This is a genomic window from Paenisporosarcina sp. (assembly GCF_057785155.1).
In genome coordinates, this window is record NZ_JBYNRN010000047.1 from 1 (window position 1) to 18,108 (window position 18,108).

20 protein-coding genes and 4 tRNA genes are annotated in these 18,108 nt (G+C 38.7%); 1 reads left to right on the forward strand and 23 read right to left on the reverse strand.

The window, feature by feature from the left end:
* Positions 1-5: 5 nt before the first annotated feature.
* From AC3EA5_RS16235 to acpS, 19 genes are all read right to left on the reverse strand, one after another.
* Positions 6-81: transfer RNA gene (locus AC3EA5_RS16235), tRNA-Asp, on the reverse strand.
* A gap of 3 nt (positions 82-84) precedes the next feature.
* Positions 85-161: transfer RNA gene (locus AC3EA5_RS16240), tRNA-Met, on the reverse strand.
* Between the two features lie 167 nt (positions 162-328).
* A tRNA-Glu gene (locus tag AC3EA5_RS16245) sits at positions 329-403 on the reverse strand.
* 6 nt (positions 404-409) lie between these two features.
* Positions 410-484 (reverse strand) — tRNA-Asn (locus AC3EA5_RS16250).
* A gap of 88 nt (positions 485-572) precedes the next feature.
* Positions 573-1,028, reverse strand: coding sequence for a SprT family protein (locus tag AC3EA5_RS16255; RefSeq protein ID WP_488609270.1), 456 nt, complete (start codon positions 1,026-1,028; stop codon positions 573-575).
* A gap of 63 nt (positions 1,029-1,091) precedes the next feature.
* Positions 1,092-3,260: a Tex family protein gene (locus AC3EA5_RS16260; protein WP_488609271.1), complete on the reverse strand. Its 2,169-nt coding sequence runs from the start codon at positions 3,258-3,260 to the stop codon at positions 1,092-1,094.
* 108 nt (positions 3,261-3,368) lie between these two features.
* Entirely contained in the window at positions 3,369-3,968 is a 600-nt protein-coding gene (locus tag AC3EA5_RS16265; protein ID WP_488609272.1) for a PP2C family serine/threonine-protein phosphatase, read from the reverse strand.
* Positions 3,968-4,750 carry an RNA polymerase sigma factor SigB gene (gene sigB, locus AC3EA5_RS16270; protein WP_488609273.1) on the reverse strand — a complete coding sequence of 261 codons (783 nt, stop codon included), beginning with the start codon at positions 4,748-4,750 and terminating at the stop codon, positions 3,968-3,970. Before sigB ends, AC3EA5_RS16265 begins: the two co-directional genes overlap by 1 nt.
* Positions 4,728-5,198 carry an anti-sigma B factor RsbW gene (rsbW, locus tag AC3EA5_RS16275; protein WP_394188309.1) on the reverse strand — a complete coding sequence of 157 codons (471 nt, stop codon included), beginning with the start codon at positions 5,196-5,198 and terminating at the stop codon, positions 4,728-4,730. Before rsbW ends, sigB begins: the two co-directional genes overlap by 23 nt.
* Entirely contained in the window at positions 5,195-5,530 is a 336-nt protein-coding gene (locus AC3EA5_RS16280) for an anti-sigma factor antagonist (RefSeq protein WP_488609274.1), read from the reverse strand. The genes rsbW and AC3EA5_RS16280 overlap by 4 nt, the downstream gene beginning before the upstream one ends.
* A gap of 72 nt (positions 5,531-5,602) precedes the next feature.
* Positions 5,603-6,616 carry a SpoIIE family protein phosphatase gene (locus AC3EA5_RS16285; RefSeq protein WP_488609275.1) on the reverse strand — a complete coding sequence of 338 codons (1,014 nt, stop codon included), beginning with the start codon at positions 6,614-6,616 and terminating at the stop codon, positions 5,603-5,605.
* Positions 6,617-6,631: 15 nt separating this feature from the next.
* Positions 6,632-7,033: an anti-sigma regulatory factor gene (locus AC3EA5_RS16290; protein WP_394188306.1), complete on the reverse strand. Its 402-nt coding sequence runs from the start codon at positions 7,031-7,033 to the stop codon at positions 6,632-6,634.
* Positions 7,034-7,035: 2 nt separating this feature from the next.
* Positions 7,036-7,398, reverse strand: a complete 363-nt coding sequence (locus AC3EA5_RS16295) for an STAS domain-containing protein (protein WP_488609276.1) — start codon at positions 7,396-7,398, stop codon at positions 7,036-7,038.
* A complete protein-coding gene (locus tag AC3EA5_RS16300; protein WP_488609277.1) occupies positions 7,395-8,225 on the reverse strand; it encodes an RsbT co-antagonist protein RsbRA in 831 nt (276 codons plus the stop codon). Before AC3EA5_RS16300 ends, AC3EA5_RS16295 begins: the two co-directional genes overlap by 4 nt.
* A gap of 145 nt (positions 8,226-8,370) precedes the next feature.
* Positions 8,371-8,721, reverse strand: coding sequence for a type II toxin-antitoxin system PemK/MazF family toxin (locus tag AC3EA5_RS16305; protein ID WP_394188303.1), 351 nt, complete (start codon positions 8,719-8,721; stop codon positions 8,371-8,373).
* Between the two features lie 4 nt (positions 8,722-8,725).
* Positions 8,726-9,025, reverse strand: coding sequence for a transcriptional regulator (locus AC3EA5_RS16310; RefSeq protein ID WP_488609278.1), 300 nt, complete (start codon positions 9,023-9,025; stop codon positions 8,726-8,728).
* A gap of 114 nt (positions 9,026-9,139) precedes the next feature.
* On the reverse strand, positions 9,140-10,240 hold the full coding sequence (alr, locus tag AC3EA5_RS16315) for an alanine racemase (RefSeq protein WP_488609279.1): 1,101 nt from the start codon (positions 10,238-10,240) through the stop codon (positions 9,140-9,142).
* 41 nt (positions 10,241-10,281) lie between these two features.
* A complete protein-coding gene (locus tag AC3EA5_RS16320; RefSeq protein WP_488609280.1) occupies positions 10,282-11,292 on the reverse strand; it encodes a LolA family protein in 1,011 nt (336 codons plus the stop codon).
* 59 nt (positions 11,293-11,351) lie between these two features.
* The gene (gene acpS / locus AC3EA5_RS16325; protein ID WP_488609281.1) at positions 11,352-11,705 is read right to left on the reverse strand and encodes a holo-ACP synthase; all 354 of its coding nucleotides are present in this window, start codon (positions 11,703-11,705) and stop codon (positions 11,352-11,354) included.
* Between the two features lie 71 nt (positions 11,706-11,776).
* On the opposite strand from acpS, the gene AC3EA5_RS16330 reads away from it, so the two are divergent.
* Positions 11,777-12,388 carry a rhomboid family intramembrane serine protease gene (locus AC3EA5_RS16330; RefSeq protein WP_488609282.1) on the forward strand — a complete coding sequence of 204 codons (612 nt, stop codon included), beginning with the start codon at positions 11,777-11,779 and terminating at the stop codon, positions 12,386-12,388.
* 299 nt (positions 12,389-12,687) lie between these two features.
* On the opposite strand, the gene AC3EA5_RS16335 is transcribed toward AC3EA5_RS16330, so the two are convergent.
* The 4 genes from AC3EA5_RS16335 to AC3EA5_RS16350 form a co-directional block, all read right to left on the reverse strand.
* A complete protein-coding gene (locus AC3EA5_RS16335) occupies positions 12,688-14,175 on the reverse strand; it encodes a PH domain-containing protein (protein ID WP_488609460.1) in 1,488 nt (495 codons plus the stop codon).
* Positions 14,168-14,647 (reverse strand): PH domain-containing protein, encoded by a 480-nt coding sequence (locus tag AC3EA5_RS16340; RefSeq protein ID WP_394188297.1) that lies wholly within the window; start codon positions 14,645-14,647, stop codon positions 14,168-14,170. The genes AC3EA5_RS16335 and AC3EA5_RS16340 overlap by 8 nt, the downstream gene beginning before the upstream one ends.
* A gap of 779 nt (positions 14,648-15,426) precedes the next feature.
* Complete coding sequence (gene cshA / locus AC3EA5_RS16345) at positions 15,427-16,956, reverse strand: degradosome RNA helicase CshA (RefSeq protein WP_394188296.1); 1,530 nt, start codon at positions 16,954-16,956, stop codon at positions 15,427-15,429.
* Positions 16,957-17,376: 420 nt separating this feature from the next.
* On the reverse strand, positions 17,377-18,096 hold the full coding sequence (locus AC3EA5_RS16350) for an alpha/beta hydrolase (RefSeq protein ID WP_488609283.1): 720 nt from the start codon (positions 18,094-18,096) through the stop codon (positions 17,377-17,379).
* Positions 18,097-18,108: the final 12 nt, after the last annotated feature.

An 18,108-nucleotide genomic window follows, 5' to 3' on the forward strand; every position in this document is an offset into this window, starting at 1 on the left:
AAAAATGGCGGTCCCGACGGGAATCGAACCCGCGATCTCCTGCGTGACAGGCAGGCATGTTAACCGCTACACCACGGGACCAGTTGGTTGCGGGGGCAGGATTTGAACCTGCGACCTTCGGGTTATGAGCCCGACGAGCTACCGTGCTGCTCCACCCCGCGACGTTATCAAATTATAAACACTAATTTACCACGCACTTATCATAGTGGACATCTTCCTCGGCTAAAGCCTCCGTCGATGTTAATCGCCATCTTCGTTTGGCGATTCGCTCCACCTTTTTTTCATAATTAGAAAGTTAAAGTATGTAGAAGTTAAAAGATAAATTAGTTGGTGACCCCTACGGGATTCGAACCCGTGTTACCGCCGTGAAAGGGCGGTGTCTTAACCGCTTGACCAAGGGGCCAAATAATGGCTCCGAAGGTAGGACTCGAACCTACGACCAACCGGTTAACAGCCGGTTGCTCTACCACTGAGCTACTTCGGAATAATGTTTGAATGTAATCGACTTTTCTTATTATAGTGACCTCATCCACAATCGTCAACCTCTTTTAGCGAATTAATCCAAACAATTATTATTCAACTTTTAATAATGCCCCTGAACACTTGCCACACCGATATTTCTGCGTATTTAAACGAATTTTCCGTCTATATAATTGACCACATATTTTGCATCCATATGTATGCTGAATCTTGTTTACTCTTCTTTTCGCAACTCCTAAACTTGCACAAAATCGAGGTGCATTTGTTTGTTTCATTAATTCCCGGAAGTCCAAATCACGATGTTTATATCCCTTTCCTTCTATATGTAAGTGATAATGACAAAGTTCGTGACGGATAATTCCTTCTAGTTCATCTCTTCCGTGAAGCTGGAACGCTAATGGATTGATTTCAATGTTATGAGAACGAAGCATATAACGTCCTCCTGTAGTTCTTAAGCGAGCATTAAAGTAGGCTAAGTGCTTAAACTCCTTACCAAAAACAGTTTCCGAAATGTTTTTGACTAATTCGTGTAATTCTTTATCATTCAAGACCATCATCCTTTACATTGTGTAAAACCTGCCCATTTTATACATCATGGGCAGGTTTTGTAATCAATTTTGTTTTTCAGGCGAAAGCATGGTTAGAGAAATACGCCCTTTAGATTTTTCAACTTGTTCAACCCAAACGGTCACAATGTCTCCTAGTGAAACTACGTCTAGAGGATGTTTAACAAATCCTTTTTTAAGCTTGGAAATATGAACAAGTCCATCTTGTTTTACTCCAATGTCTACAAAGGCACCAAAGTCGACAACATTTCGTACTGTCCCTTGAAGTTCCATTCCACTCGCTAAGTCCTCCATTTGAAGAACATCCGTTTTTAATAAAGGCTGTGGGAACTCATCACGAGGATCACGAGATGGTTTCTTCATTGTATCTACAATATCTCGTAAAGTAATTTCTCCAACATCCAATTTTTCACTTAATTCTTTTATTGGCAGGTCATTTAATTTAATCTCTGCTTCCTTTGAACCGATATCTGATTTCGTTAAGCCTACAGTTTTCAAGACTTCATCGGCAATATGATAGCTCTCTGGGTGTATACCAGTTGCATCAAATGGATTTTTAGCATCCGGAATTCTCAGGAAACCAATTGCTTGTTCATATGTTTTTGCACCTAGACGTGGAATTTTTTTCAATTGCGCTCTAGATGTAAACTTGCCGTTTTCATTTCTCATTTTCAAAACGTTTTCGGCTACCGTTTTTGATAGACCCGAAACATATTGTAATAGTGAGGCAGAGGCTGTATTGATGTTAACTCCTACTTGGTTAACAGCCGTTTCTACTATAAATGTTAATGAGTCATTTAATTTTTTCTGGGATACATCATGTTGATATTGCCCTACCCCTACTGCTTTAGGTTCAATCTTCACTAATTCTGATAGTGGATCTTGAAGTCGTCTCGCAATTGAAACGGCACTTCGTTGTTCAACTTGAAGATCTGGGAATTCCGCTCGCGCTGTATCAGATGCTGAATAAACGCTGGCTCCCGCTTCATTCACAATAACGTAAGATACTTCTCGGTCTATTTGCTTTAAGCAAGAAACTATAAACTGCTCAGTTTCTCTTGAAGCTGTACCATTACCAATGGCGATGATTGAGATTGGGTAGCGCTTTAAGACGTCTAAAATACTTTTCGTTGAAGCTGCTACATCCGCCCTTGGGGGATGCGGATAAATAGCCGATACTTCTTGAAGTTTACCCGTATCGTCAACTACTGCTAATTTACATCCTGTTCGATAGGCAGGGTCAACCCCTAGTACAACTTTCCCTTTCATTGGAGGTTGTAGTAAAAGATTTCTTAGATTCTCGGAGAAGATATGAATCGCTTGTGTTTCTCCCTTTTCTGTCAGCTCTGTACGTATTTCACGTTCGACAGATGGTGCTATTAAACGTTTGTAAGAGTCTTCAATTGCTTCCATGACTTGCGGAATACTTGGTGACGAACTATTTGAAGGAATCCATTCATCACGCATTTTACTGAGGATTCTTTCAGTTGGAGCATTCAAAGAAACTTTTAAAATATCTTCTTTTTCGCCTCGATTTAATGCTAAAACTCGGTGAGGTACGATTTTCTTTACCGGTTCTGCATAGTCGTAATACATTTCAAAGACGCTCTTTTCATCAGCCTCTTGTTTTTTTACGACCGATACAATGGAGCCTTCTGAACGCGTTAAGTTACGAAGACTTTCTCGAATTTTAGGATCATCGGCAAATTGTTCCGCGAGAATCTCACGTGCCCCTTGCAAAGCCTCCTCAACATTCATCACTTCTTTTTCTTCATTTACAAAGTCTTTTGCTAGATCTTCAGGTTTTGTATTTGAAAAAGTGAATAATAAGGCTGCTAACGGTTCCAAACCCTTTTCTTTTGCAATCGTTGCTTTCGTTCTTCTCTTTTGTTTATACGGACGATATAAATCTTCTAGACGCTGTAAAACGGTAGCGGCTTGAATGGAGTTTGATAACTCATCTGTAAGCTTGCCTTGTTCTTCGATTAATCGTGTGACTTCTTCTTTACGCTGTTCTAATTGTTGTATGTATCGATAGCGGTCTTCAACCGCTTTAATTTGCACTTCATCTAATGAACCCGTTGCTTCCTTACGGTATCGAGCGATGAAAGGAACTGTATTTCCTTCCTCAAGCAAGTTAATCACTTGTTGCGCTTGTTGGGGTCTTACATTTGTTTCTTTAGCAATTCGTTGCATCATTTGTTTTGCATCCATATGATTCACCCTTTCAGTGTTCCCTCTACATTTTATCACTAGGCAAACATTTAGTGCACATCAAAGGGTAAATCGATTCAGATTTCACATAAAAAAACCCTCTCCGAATTACTGGAGAAGGCTTCCTGCGATGAATGTTGCATCATCACCATGTTCGATTGTATTAATTAAAGTTTGATGTAAATCGAATGCTCCAGATCTTTTTCTCATCGTTTCTTTCGGATTGTTCATCACAACACCATCAGAATGTAGTAAGAATAAGTCACCTGGTTTGTATATATATTTTTGAGTTTTAAGTTTTTGAGGTCTTCCTGATAAGTAACCCATTACTGGTAATGGGTAAATCATTTTTTCATCATCTCTACGTGTCATATAAAATTTGATGTTGCCGACGCAACTGTACTCGATTGTCTTAGCGGCAAAGTCCACCTTCACAATTGCAACTGCTGCACCTCTTTTGTGCATCATTAATTCGTTGCTTCTGAGGAGAAGTTCATCAATTGTTTCATGATGATATTCAGCTAAAATCATTGGAATGATTTCTGAAGATTGTCTTGCTATTGGACCATTACCTAAACCATCCGCGATGGCACATAAAAAGTACTGATCATTCATAAACGTAAAGTAAGTATCTCCACATTCATGGTTTCCTTCTTTGGCTTCTTGATAGACGAATACTTCTAGATACGGATGTCGGATTGAATCCATTATGATACACCACCAGCTGCTAATATCGCATCTTGCAGTTTTTTAATTGCCTTACGTTGTAATCTAGAAACATGCATTTGTGAAATGCCTAACTTTTCGCCAGCCTCTTTTTGGCTTAACTGATCAATATATGTATACTGAATCACTTCTTTTTCACGCTCAGAAAGGACACTCAATGCATTTGCCACTAACATTCTTTGATCTGTTTTCTCGTATTCGTCATCTTGTTTCCCAATGACATCAAACAAAGTAATTGTACTGCCGTCTGAATCCGACTCAAGGGAATGGTCCATTGAAAGAGCTTGATAACTCTTGCCCATCTCCATTGCTTCCAATACGTCATCTTCATCCACTTCTAAATACTCAGCAATTTCAATCACTTTTGGAGAACGTTGAAGTTCAGTTGTTAGTGTTTCTACAGCAGATTTAATGCGCGGACCAAGTTCCTTTATTCGACGAGGAACGTGCACCGCCCATGTTTTATCACGTAAAAATCGTTTAATTTCACCAATGATGGTTGGAACAGCAAATGCTTCAAACGTTCTACCGAAAGATGCATCATATCGTTTGATGGCACCTAAAAGTCCAAGCATACCAACTTGAACGATATCTTCGTGATATGACTTTCCGTTTGAATATTTTCGTGCAATCGATTCAACCAAACGTTGATAATTTAAAACTAAATTAGTTTGTGCGTCTCCATCACCATGTTCTTGATAAGCTTGTATCCATGTTAAAATTTGTTCTTTTGTTTGCTGATTAGGAGGAGATAGTTTCGACATTCTCTTCCACCTGCTCTTCTCCGACATACTTTGTCATGAATACTGTTACGCCTTCTTGGTGATGGACTTTTACTTCATCCATTAGCGTTTCAATCAAATACAGCCCAAGTCCTCCTTCTCTTAAGAATTCCACTTCTTGCTGTTCGTGGTAAGGACCAACTTTGGCTTTTGTTTCTTCGAAATTAAAACTTTTCCCATGATCGGCAACCATGATTTCAATGCGATCTTCATATAAAGCACAACCAACTACAACTTCGCCTTCATCCACACCAGCATAAGCGTGTTGAACCGCATTTGTAATCGCTTCACTTGAAGCAATTTTCAAATCTTCAATGTCGTCATAAGTAAAACCTACGCGACTAGCTAAACCGGATATCGTTAAACGCGCTACCCCAACGTATTGAGGTTTTGCTGGAACTCTTATTTCTACATAATCGAAAGGTCTCATGACTCGCTACCACCTTTATCATCTGTTTCAATATCCATAATTTCACCAAGACCCGTAATATCAAACAATCTTTTTAGACGAGGTGATAATCCTGTTAATTTCACATGACCTTCATTCGCATTCACATTTTTGAAGAATGCTACGATGACACCTAATCCAGTACTGTCCATATACGAAACATCTGACAAGTTAAGTTCAGCTTGTAAACCTTTTTTTAACTCTACAGTCGATAATTTTTCTCGTAGCATTGGTGCTGTAAATGCGTCGATCTCTCCACTAATAAATCCTTTTACTAAATCGTTATCATTTTTAAATACAACTTGAATATTCATCTAATTGACACCCCGTCCATCTATATATACATCTAATTTCCTATAACTTACCATACCACTCACTTGCCAGTTTCAAACATTAGAATCCGTTTTTTTATAAATTACTAGCGTAAAATCATCACGCAGTTCAAAATCCTGCATTTTTTCCAACTCTTTATAGACAGTATCTACTATGACTTGTGCAGGTTCATCTCGTAAAGAACTGATTAGAGACAAAATGATGTCTTGTTCAATAAAACCTTCTTCGGTTCTACATTCCGTCACACCATCCGTCATCATGACAACTAAATCACCGGTCTTCAAGGTAATATCATGTTGTTTGTACGTGACATTAGGAACTACACCTAATAGCAATCCTTTAGCATGCAATTCCGAAAAAGTTTCGGTTGCTGAGTCGAAAAAAAGAGCAGGTTCATGACCTGCAGATGCATATGTAAAGACCGAGTTTGTTACATTATATCTGCCATAAAACATAGAAATGAACATATCATCATCTACACTTTTTTCAACGATACGGTTAATTACATCTAAAACGATCGCAGGATCCGTATGTGAATCTTGAAGACTATCCATCCCATACTTAACCATAGACATGCACAAAGCTGCTGGAATACCTTTACCAATTACATCGGCAACGGCAACTCCAGCATATTCCGTGTTATCACTTAAGAAGTAAATATAATCCCCATTCATTTGTCTAGCTGGGACAGATATCATCCCTATTTCTAGTCCCTTTATCTTGGGAACAGTTGTCTTTAATAATGTTTTTTGAACATTTGCTGCCAAATCCATTTCCAACTTCATCTCTTCTTGACGTTGAAGAAGGCTTTGATGTTCTTTAAGAGCAAGACCATAACGAATCATCATTTCAATTAATAAATCAAATGAATGCCAAACATTCACTGGTAATTCAGGTTGCATTTCCTCTAAAGCGGCTTTGTGAATACTGATCACATCTTCAGGGGCAATGTTCTTTTGAATCAATTGACGGCTGAAATTTTGACCCGCATATAAGTTCTGCTCTGTTTGTCGCATAACATATTGACGCATGATTTCTTTATATTGCCGTTCAATTTCTTGAGGCATTTAAGTAAGACCTCCCTACCTAATCCATTTTGTCGCTTTAATAACCGTTCCTTCACCTAGAACAGTTTCCACTTTGAAATCGTCCATTAAACGTTTAACTCCTGGCATTCCAGCTCCTAAACCGCCTGAAGTAGAGAATCCATCCTCCATCACTTTTCGAACATCGGGTATCCCCGGACCTTCATCTGATGCGATGATAATGATTCCAAACAAACCGCCTTCTGTTATACGTTCAATTTCAATTTTCCCTTTTCCCGCATATAAGTAAATATTACGAGCGAGTTCACTAATTGCTGTTGTGATACGCGCTTGGTCGACTGTGCCAAATCCAACTTCTTTTGCCTCATTTCGTCCAAGCTGTCTTGCAGCAACAATATCCCACTCCGTTAAAATTTCTACAGAAGACTGATAACCCATTTCTAGGCCTCCAATTCTTGTTGGAGTTTTTCAAGACCATTTTCTAAGTCTAAAGCCGTCATTACATCTTCTAGTCTAATTCCTAATTCAATGAGTGTAATGGCAACTGCTGGTTGAATCCCAGTAATTACAACTTTCGCCCCCATTAAGCCAGACATAGCAATAACGTCTCCTAATACTTTAGCGATAAATGAGTCTATGAAGTCAATCGGTGTTAAGTCAATGACAACACCTCTAGCACTAGTTTCATGCATTTTAGTTAATAAATCCTCTTGAAATTGGAGAGCTGTTTGATCATCCAATTCCCATTGAATAGATACAATAAGTACATCTTTTAATTTAAGTATGGGAATGCGTAAATTCAATCTTCTTCCACCTCCACGATTTGACGATTAGTCCAAGCTAAAGCTTGTTCAACTCCACGTTGTAATGTGCTAGTTGTTGTGAAATCTTTTAAGTTAATACCAAGAGTTACGATTGTTTGCGCAATTTCCGGTCTGATTCCAACTAACATACATTTCGCTCCAACTAATCGAACAGCATCTGCTGCTTGAATAATATGATGAGCAACCATCGTGTCAACAACAGGAACCCCTGTAATATCTAGTAGTACTACTTCGGCACGATGCTTAACAACACCTTCTAATAAGTTTTCCATTATTAGTTTTGCTCGTTCTGTATCGATTGTTCCAACTAATGGCATAACCGAAATTTTGTCGAACACGGGGATTAATGAAGCTGAAAGTTCTTGCAACGCAATTTTTTGCAACTGAACTGTTCGCTCCCAAGTTTTTGCGTATGTTTCAACGATTCCGTCTCGCATTGGAGTAATCCAAGCAGCGAAAGTCATCACATATTCTTTCATGTTTTCTTCTCTAATCGTTCCATTCTCTTCAAGCATTGTATAGACCACTGTTGTAAAGTGCGTAATTGCTTTCATAACAAATGAAATCGACCAACCGAATCGGACAACTTTGTTCGTGAAATCTTTTAATCGATTTTCATAATTTGTTTCACCTTCGTAAAGGTTCGAAATCATTAGCTCCGCAAATTCGCGGCTCGTTTTATCGATAACGTCTTGCGACATGATTTGGAAGAACCGTTCTTCTGAATCATCTTTCATCAACTCTTGCCATCTTGATATGATTTCTTCTAAATTATCTTGAATGAATGTAGCCATCTGTTTGTTCATCTAGTTCCAAAAGCCTCCCCGTGACAAATTTATATCTATTTTATATTGTATAGGAAAAATGAAAAGTACACACGTTTTTTAATCGGATGTAAAAAAACACCATACGGTAGACAGTCCGTTTGGTGTTTTTTAGGGTTATGTATGATTAAAATTTAACAAGGCCCAGACTTATTTCTAGCGCCTCATCGACCGCATCCATCAAGACATCATCTAATTGTGTAATTTTATCAGTTAGTCGCGACTTATCAATCGTTCGCAATTGTTCGAGCAAAATAACGGAATCCCGTTCAAACCCATACTTTTTAGCATTGATTTCTACATGCGTTGGTAATTTTGCTTTTTGAATTTGCGCCGTGATTGCCGCAATGATGATTGTTGGGCTGAACCGATTTCCAATATCGTTCTGTATCACCAAAACGGGTCGAGTTCCACCTTGCTCAGAACCGACCACAGGCGATAGATCAGCGAAAAAAACGTCACCGCGTTTTACGTTCAAATTTTCATCCTCCGCTTACGAGACGCTCCACAGTATGCTCCGCTTCGTATTCCAAATGCAAGCATTCACTTGCGATGGATAAGTTAATATGCGACATCTCGACGTAGCCTTTAATCATGGCTTCTCGTATAAGATTTGGTTGAAGATGCTTACTTGTTCTTTTTGTGGAAATATAAACAAACTCTCCTGGCTCAGCCAGTTGTTGCTCTTTCTGCTCTACAAGATTGCGCACAATTTGTCTAGGAAGCTTAACTACAACTTCCTTTGTCTCTTTTTTCTCATTCACAGCTAACACCTCCGACAAAACCCGTCCCTCTTTTCAATACTTTTTTATCTTACCATTCTAAAACGACAATGAGAAGACAAATAAGGAAAATATCTGACAATATTTTTTAGTTACGTCGGATGGTGTCGAAATTCAAGGAATATATACCCGAGGTACTCGTTCAGTGATGATACAAGGGACCTCGTAGGATATGGTGTTTAGTTTTTCTGCCCATTCTTCTACATGAATTATTTCGTTGCCTTGTCTGCCTAAAAGAACTACTTTTTCTCCGATTGGGACTTCTTCATCTAAACGAATCATACACTGATCCATACAAATCCGACCGACAATCGGCACTCTTTTTCCACCAATTAAAACTTCTTGCCCACTTAGTCCCCTTAACAGTCCATCTGCATATCCTATAGGTAAGGTAGCGATCCATTCACTTTGTTGCGTACGATAGGTCGCACCGTAACTGATGGCTGTTGCTTCAGGCACACGTTTAATAAATGCAACTTCTGTATGCAAGGACATGGCAGGTGTTAAAGGAAACGGCAAAATTCCACTGACATATGCTGAAGGTGACAATCCATATAAAGAGATGCCGAAGCGAACCCCATCAAATAATGATTCATTCCGAATGAGTGCAGCTGCGCTATTGGCGGCATGCACCACTCTGGGCTTGTCATTAAATAACTGAAGGAAGTCCTTAAATTTCGACATTTGTTCTTTATAATGGCTTTGATCTTCCTCATCCGCAGTTGAAAAATGAGTGAATACGCCATCAAGTTCAATATCATCTCGTTGATGAATTAGTTGAATGATGGATTGTAAATGATCTTCGGAATAAATCCCTAAACGCCCCATTCCAGTATCCAGTTTTAAATGGATCTTCAGACGCTGAGATAGAGGCGGGATTTGGTTGATCCACATTTCATCAAATACTGTAACCATGATATTTAATTCAGCTGCGACATTAGCAAACGTAGGTGGAGATGCCCCCATTACAAGAAGAGGCGATTCGATGCCCTCTTTTCGCAACCGAATCGCTTCATCTGGAGTTGCCACCGCAAGCATACTCGCTCCTGCCTCCATGGCGGCCTTGGAAACTTTTACAGCTCCATGACCGTAGGCATTCGCTTTTACAACCGCAATAATCTCTAATGGCTTGTTTATATGCGTTTGTAGGTTCAGTATATTCATTTTTATCGCATTCAAATCAATTGCTGCAAAAGTTGGTCTATAAAAATCCATATATATTCCTCATTTTCAGATGCGACGAGCTGCAACTATATTTATTTCAAATCTTGAGTGGTCATTGAACCAGCAACCATCATCATTTCTTCACGTGACATAGAGTCAGAAGCTAAATAGAATTGAACGCCATTTTGTTCCCACGTAATGGATTTATCCGTAATCGCACCAATCGCAAACCCTAAATCAGCAGGATCGCCTGGAGCAGTAACTGGCAACAGTGCCCCATCCACGAAACTAACTGGAGATTGAATAATCGTAAACTCTTTGTCTCCACCATACGTTAAAATGACGCGATCTTTGTTTTCGTTTTTCATGATTTTTTCATCTATCATCGTTACACTTTCCCATGGTATTGATGGGTAGTGTGTTTCAAACGTCGTTTTTGGTTCTACCTTAGCTGTTTCATTGTCATCAGTTACATCAGTTGGACTGTCTGCTTTATATTCTGAAGCACTTCTTGAAGTTCCTAAAGTAATCTTATCAAAAGTAATTAAAATTTGTTCTTCTTTTTGATCGTTCAAAATAGAAACCTTTGTCGGCAACAATGTTTTTTTGCTAATATGGATCTTTTGAGTTGGCAACATTTTTTGGTGACTATTTCTTGTTTTTGTTTCAAATACATAAGAAGTTTTATTTTCCGTCATGACAGCTGCCTTATCTTCTTTGATGTCTTTAGCAAGGGAGCCAATTAAATATGCTTGGCTATTTTTTTCTGGCCATTCACTTTGAAACTTATAGGTTTTACCTAAGGAAGGCGTTGTAACAAAGACTCCCTCTTTGTTTCGTACAATCGTTTGAGACATGTCTTCTCCAGATTGAGTCACTTTCACTCGATATAAATCCGGTTTCGTGTGCCATACATCCACTTCATAGAGACGTGGTTCGGACCCAGTTTTAATCTCCATTTTTGCATCGAGCTCATATCCTTTAGTGTCTACCCATTTGTTGCTAAGCTTTTTCAAAACATCCTCTTTGGAATCTGCACCACAAGCGGCTAATACAAACATCATCATCAATAACAAAATTCCTGCGGTTAAACGGCTGCGCACATCGGTTCATCCTTTCTCTTTTCGGTCCGTTGAGACATCTTATGAGAAAGGGACAGGGATTATTCAACCAAAACAACTTGAGCGGCAGCGAATTGTTTTGTATGTGTGATACTTACAAATCCGTTCACTTCATTTTCTTTAAAATAAAGTACAGGTTTACCTAATTCATCCGGTAATATTTCGATATCTTGAAAGCTACAATCTTTACCTATACCAGTCCCTAAAGCTTTCGCGAAAGCTTCTTTAGCTGCAAATCTTCCTGCTAAAAATTCGATTCGTCGATGTTCGGTTAAAGAAGAAAATTTTTTTATTTCTTTTTGAGTTAAAATTCGTTCCACAAATTTTACGGTACGTGCATGAATGGTCCGTATTTTTTCTATTTCTGTCACATCTAATCCTATTCCAGTAATCATTACAGACTTCTCCTTTCAAAATAACTGAATTAAACGGTATAATACTATTCATACAAATAAGAGGTGGATACATGTTTACTAGAAGAGAAAATTTTAAACAATACATGCAATTTTATCCTGTGGTTTCCACACTAATTGCTTTGAATATCATGATCTATGTATTAACGATTTTACCTATCATTGGTGATTTTGTATTTTACTTTGGCCTTGGTTCAAATGCTTTAATTTCTGAGGGTGAATGGTGGAGATTTGTTACGCCAATGTTTTTACATGGCGGGTTACTCCATTTGTTATTTAATATGTTCTCATTGTATTTATTCGGACCTGAACTTGAAAAATTAGCTGGCAAGGTACGCTTCCTTACGATTTATTTCATGGCAGGATTGTTTGGAACAATGGTCACGTTTTTACTACAAGACCTAGCTTATAATCATGTAGGTGCAAGTGGAGCGATTTACGGTATTTTCGGTGCTTTCGCAGCATTGGTTTATTACGCAAGAAATACAATGCCTCAACTAAAAGGTATTATCGTTCCAATTATCGTTATCAGTGTTATTATGACATTTTTACAACCAAACATAAATATTACCGCCCATTTAACTGGATTAGTTGTTGGATTTTTAATTGGTTTAAGCTACTTCCATCCTAAACGAATCATTAGTTGGAAAATGAGAAAGAAATAAGGCATTGTCATTTGTCTATCTAAAACAGGCAGGGCTGTCTCAAAAGTCAATTCGTGACTGAGAGAGATAGTCCCGTTTTTGTGTAGGGATTTCCGTTCCAGACGGACGCTTTCCGCGGGCATGGCTTCAGTCTCCTCGTCGCTTCGCTTCTCCGGGGCCTTCAGCTCATGCTATTCCCGCTGGAGTCGCCGTCTTCCACTACAATCTACTGCCAAAAACAATTTAGAATTCACAAATATTGTATACATAAAAAGGTGTCCTCAAAGTAAATTTTCATTACTTTAGGGACACCTTTTTACTTACTTATTTTTCGGTTCATACCACGTCATGATTTGTTCAGCATCTTCTAAGTTTAAATGCTCTACTTTAGCGGTAGCGCCTAATAATCCAGATTTGATGGTAGTTTCTACAGAGGCCAAAGCACGTCTTTTTTGAAAAGGACTTTGTTTGATTTCAAATTTTTGCATACGTTTTTTCTCTAAAATGAACGTATACAAACTAATTCCTCTATAACGCAAAGACAGTTGATTACCCAAGATCGAAAATGCGGCTGAACGATGTTGCCAAATTCCAACAAGCATCATGATTGGAACGAGAAGCAATGAAAGTAACCCATAAGGATAATAAAAATTGCTGACGGCACCAATTACAGGAATCATCCATATGAAATCAATTCGATAGTAGAACGGCTTTGCTTTTGCAGGTGAAGCAATCCAAGAATGATTTACCTCCACATTAGGGAAAAGTTCTTCAATATACTTTTTCACTTCACTCTTTTTTATTAACGGAAATAAACGAATCTTTTGGTCCTTTTCAGAAAGAGAACCCCCTGCGCTTTCCACAGTGACTGTGCAGTAACCAAATAACTGTCGGAGAGGATTTTCTACGATTTGTATTCCTTGAACGCGTCCAAGTGGGATCGTAATTTTTTTCTTCTCTAGTAATCCTCGAGTTAAAATGATTTGGTCATCTTCTTGCCATATCGTAAATTGATGATAGTTTAATGTTGTTAAAACTACTGATAATATCCACGTAATTAACAGAAAGACGAAGACACTAACCGCGACCATTAAGACGCCAAATTTCAAAAACACAACTACTTCATCATAAATACGTTCATAAGGAATTAGTTCCGAGAATTGAGAAACAAATACCGCTAAACCTGATAGTACGACCCCTATACCTCCAGAAGTTGTAGCTAAAACTAGCAATTCTTTACTAGTCATTTGGTAGATTCTCTTCGTATTAACTGTAGATTCTTCCAAAGACATATCCTCTTCTACTAATTGTACTTCACTTAATTTAGATGAGGATTTTCTTCTTTTGGCATCTGCTAACTCTTTTTCAATCCGACTTGCTGCACTTTTTGTAATAGCTGTCAGTTCAGCCTCAGCTTCATCAGAAACACCAGAACCCGCAGTTTCTATTTTTAATTTAACTAATTTAAACGGGCGATGAAAAATACCCTCTGTATAATTGACACTTTGAATACGCTCAAATGGAATGTATCTTTTCTTTTTCACAAATAGACCATACTCAATACGAAGTTCGTCATCCTCGAACCAGTACACAAAACGCTTCCATTTAATAATGCCACTTGTTAAAACGAGCGTTAAAACAAGAGCACCTAGGATATACGGGATATAACTCGTCCATCCCCCTTCCCCTCCGCCTTGAAAGCCATTTGCTACAAAAACAATGACGAACGGGAAAATTAAGTCTTTCAACCCTTTTACAAAATTAATGACGGCCGAGATGGGATGAAGTTTAAAACGCTCATCAGACATCATCTTCAGCCACCCTTGCCAAGGTAGAGATTCGTGATCTAAGTTCATCTGCCTCGGCCGTTACTAAAGCAGGAATCGTATGACTTGTCGCAGCAGTTGAAATCGTTATAGATGCTAGGTCGTGCTTCCTTAAAATTGGACCTTGTTCTGTATCAACATGTTGAACTCGAACCATCGGAACCAACGTCCGTTTCACCACAAACAACCCATGCTGTAATTCAATTTCTTCTTCTCTCACTTCATATCTCCAACGCAACCATCTCAGCTTTGGGAATAAATAAATGAATATGTATCCATATGCTACCGGAATCACAATACTTACTATGTAAATCCACATCGGTCCTTCAAGCCACCAATTTAATGCACTCGCACCAATCGCTAAAAGAACAATAATGACAGTGTGCATGACACCATATATCCTCCACACTTTTAACCCTTTAACTGAAATTCGATTGACGGGCTCATTTCTCATTCAAACACCTTCTTTCTCTATGCATACGATATTACAGGAAAAATGTTTCATTAGAAACGGGATTAGGATATTTTCTGGATATTAAATTACGTGTAAACACTTATTTAGGAAAGCTTGCTCTTTCATTTGCCTATCTTTCTCCTTCAGCAGACGATCTTTCTCTCTCACATTGATATCTTCCACTCAATTTCATGTTTCATGCACTTTTACCCAATTATTTTTCAATTATCAGCGTGGATTTAGATTAACTTGATTGAAATAGAAGGTGGTTGGTTATTTCTTACGCTTTCCGCGGACGAAACGCAGTAGTCTTCAGAAATAGCCAACCACTTTCCTCCCAAATAGTTTATAGAGGCATGCATGTTTAAGTAATTTTTTAGTAGACATGTCCCTGAACTAAAATTGTATTTGGCAGTTATAAAATCAATTGTGTTTAACCTTATATGAGTAAAAACGCACATTGTTATATCTAGTTTTATACCGATTTCTGTTGATTGAAATGGAGGCGGCGTAAAACATCTGCTCCTGCATCGCTGCGCTAGCTTCGTCGCAAAGATTAGAACTATGGTTCCAATCTTTCCGGCGGAATCAGCAAGAACTGAAGACCCTGGACTGAGCAACGCGAGGGAAGCGGCTGAAGTCTTGCCCGCGGAAAGCGTCCGCAGCAATGGAAATCAACATAATTATTTGTCTACAATCTGAAGAAGTAGTATGCACTGTTTTTTCTCAAAACAAAAAAATACCACAGTCGGTTAGGACTGTGGTATTTGAAATTCAATTTAGCTTTCACGACGTGAAGATGTACGTGGACGTCCACCTTTGCTAGTACCTTGAGATGAAGATGATCCATCACGAGGACCGCTGCTGCGACGTGATCCACTACGATCATAACCGCGACTAGAAGAACCTGATGAACTACGTCCACCACCACCGCTGCGATTGCCTTTATAGCCTCCGCCGCTGCGACCACCGCCGCCCTCTTTACGAGATGGCAATGGGCGTTCTTCAGAAATTGAAACTGGTGTATCACTTGGCTCACGAGTCATTGATTTTAATGCTGCTGCAATAATATCAACCGCTTCATGTTTTTCAAGTAATTCCGTTGCGAATGAACGGTAATCACCAATATTGTTTTTGCTAACCATTTCAGAAAGTGACTCAACAGCTAGACGTTGTTGACCAACTAGAGCCTCATCAGAACTTGGTGGGCGTAATGGTGACATACGTTTTTTCGTTGTTTCTTCAACGATACGTAGGTAACCCATTTCACGTGGAGTAACAAAAGTTACTGCCACACCACTTTTACCAGCACGGCCAGTACGACCGATACGGTGAACATAGCTTTCTGGATCTTGTGGGATATCGTAGTTATAAACGTGAGTAACGCCTGTAATATCAAGTCCACGTGCAGCTACGTCAGTAGCAACTAGGATGTCAATTTTGTTTTCTTTAAATTGTTTTAATACAGACATACGCTTCGCTTGGCTTAAATCACCATGAATACCTTCAGCAATATAACCACGGATGCTTAATGCATGTGATAATTCATCAACGCGGCGTTTCGTACGACCAAAGATGATCGCTAATTCCGGTTGGTGAACGTTAATTACGCGAGATAAGATATCGAATTTTTCACGCTCATGCGATTTAACGAAAAATTGCTCGATGTTTTCAACTGTCATTTCTTTTGATTGGATCTTAACAATTTCAGGGTTTTTCATGAATTTCTCTGCAATTTTTTGGATTGGTTTAGGCATAGTTGCTGAGAATAACAACGTTTGACGTTCAGCCGGAACACTTTCCATAATTGTGTTGATGTCTTCAATGAAGCCCATGTTTAACATTTCATCCGCTTCATCTAAAATAAGCGTTTGAACGTTATCCAATTTCAAAGTGCGACGGTTAATATGGTCTAAAAGACGACCAGGTGTACCCACAATAATATGTGGATTGTTTTTCAATGCACGGATTTGACGTCCAATTTCTTGGCCACCGTAAACAGATAAAATTTTCACACGTTTGTCTTGACCGATTCGGTAAATTTCTTCTGAAACTTGAATCGCTAATTCACGAGTTGGTGCGATAATTAGACCTTGAATGTTGTTGTTTTTAGGATCAATTTTTTCAATTAATGGAATACCAAACGCAGCTGTTTTACCAGTACCCGTTTGTGCTTGACCGATAATATCGCGGCCTTCCATACCGAATTTAATTGTACCTTCTTGAATTGGTGTTGCTTCTTCAAAACCCATACGTTTTACGGATTTTAATGTTGATGCACTAATATTTAATTCTGAAAAATTTGTCAAAATTTAATCTCCTTTTTCTTTACATTTGACAAATGGTTACATTTCAGATGAAGTTGCGGCAAATTCGAGCCTATACGAGGAACGTTTCCGTTACTTAAAATTCTCTGTAGTTTAATCAGAGGGGACTTATATTTAAAGGAAAGCCCGGTCTTTTGCCGAGCGGTTCGATCAGAGGGAAGCATGTTGGAAAACGCAAAATACACGTTTTCGAAAGCGGCCAGTTTAACATCCACTAAACGAGCGTTTAATGGGTTTAGGTGCGACTCGCAGTTTTGATAATCCTAACAAAACATCCTACCCTTAAAAATTGAACAAACCGTTATGTTCAAAAAAAAGTCCTCTTCAACAAGCGAAGAGACTTTACAAAATGTATCCATTGCTCTAAACACTTTAACATGATTTGCCACCATATGCAATTAATCAGCCACAGTCACAATTATTAGTTTTCTCTTGGGGTTTTAGAAATAACATCACACGTTCGAACCAATCTTCACAGTCGTCGCTATAACAAATATGATGTTTTCCGCTTTCAGAAATAATCAATTCTTTTTCTGTGCTCCCAAGATTTTCGAACAAGTATTCCGCTGTCGCAAATGGTACGATGCCATCCTTTCGACCTTGAACAATACATACTGGCGTTTTAATGGAGGCATAATAAGGCTCGACCATTTTTACAATTCTCAAAAATTCAATTGTTGCTTTAAGTGGGGTGTGGGTCAGTTTATATTCATATAAATGATAAAATGTATTCGTCGCTAGCTTTCGGTGTAACATGTCAGTCATGATTTCTTTGACATCTTCTAATAGTTGTCCACCACTTATATATTTTGCAGCTGCACTTAATAACACCACACGGTCCACTTTATAACGCTGTGCTAAATATAAGGCGATTAATCCTCCCATAGAGAAGCCTACAATAACGACTCGATCCACTTCTTTTTGTAATAAACGAAGTGCTTGCTCAGCCTCCATCATCCAATTCTCAGCTGTCATTTTTTTTAAAGAAAGTGTAGGACCATGACCGGGCAACGTCGGTGTTTTGACAACCCAGTCTGTTTTAAGATTGAGGAAATCCACAAATGGTTGTACTTCATATGGACCACCAGTAAAACCATGTATGCACAACACTCCTGTTTTCATCTCCTACACCTC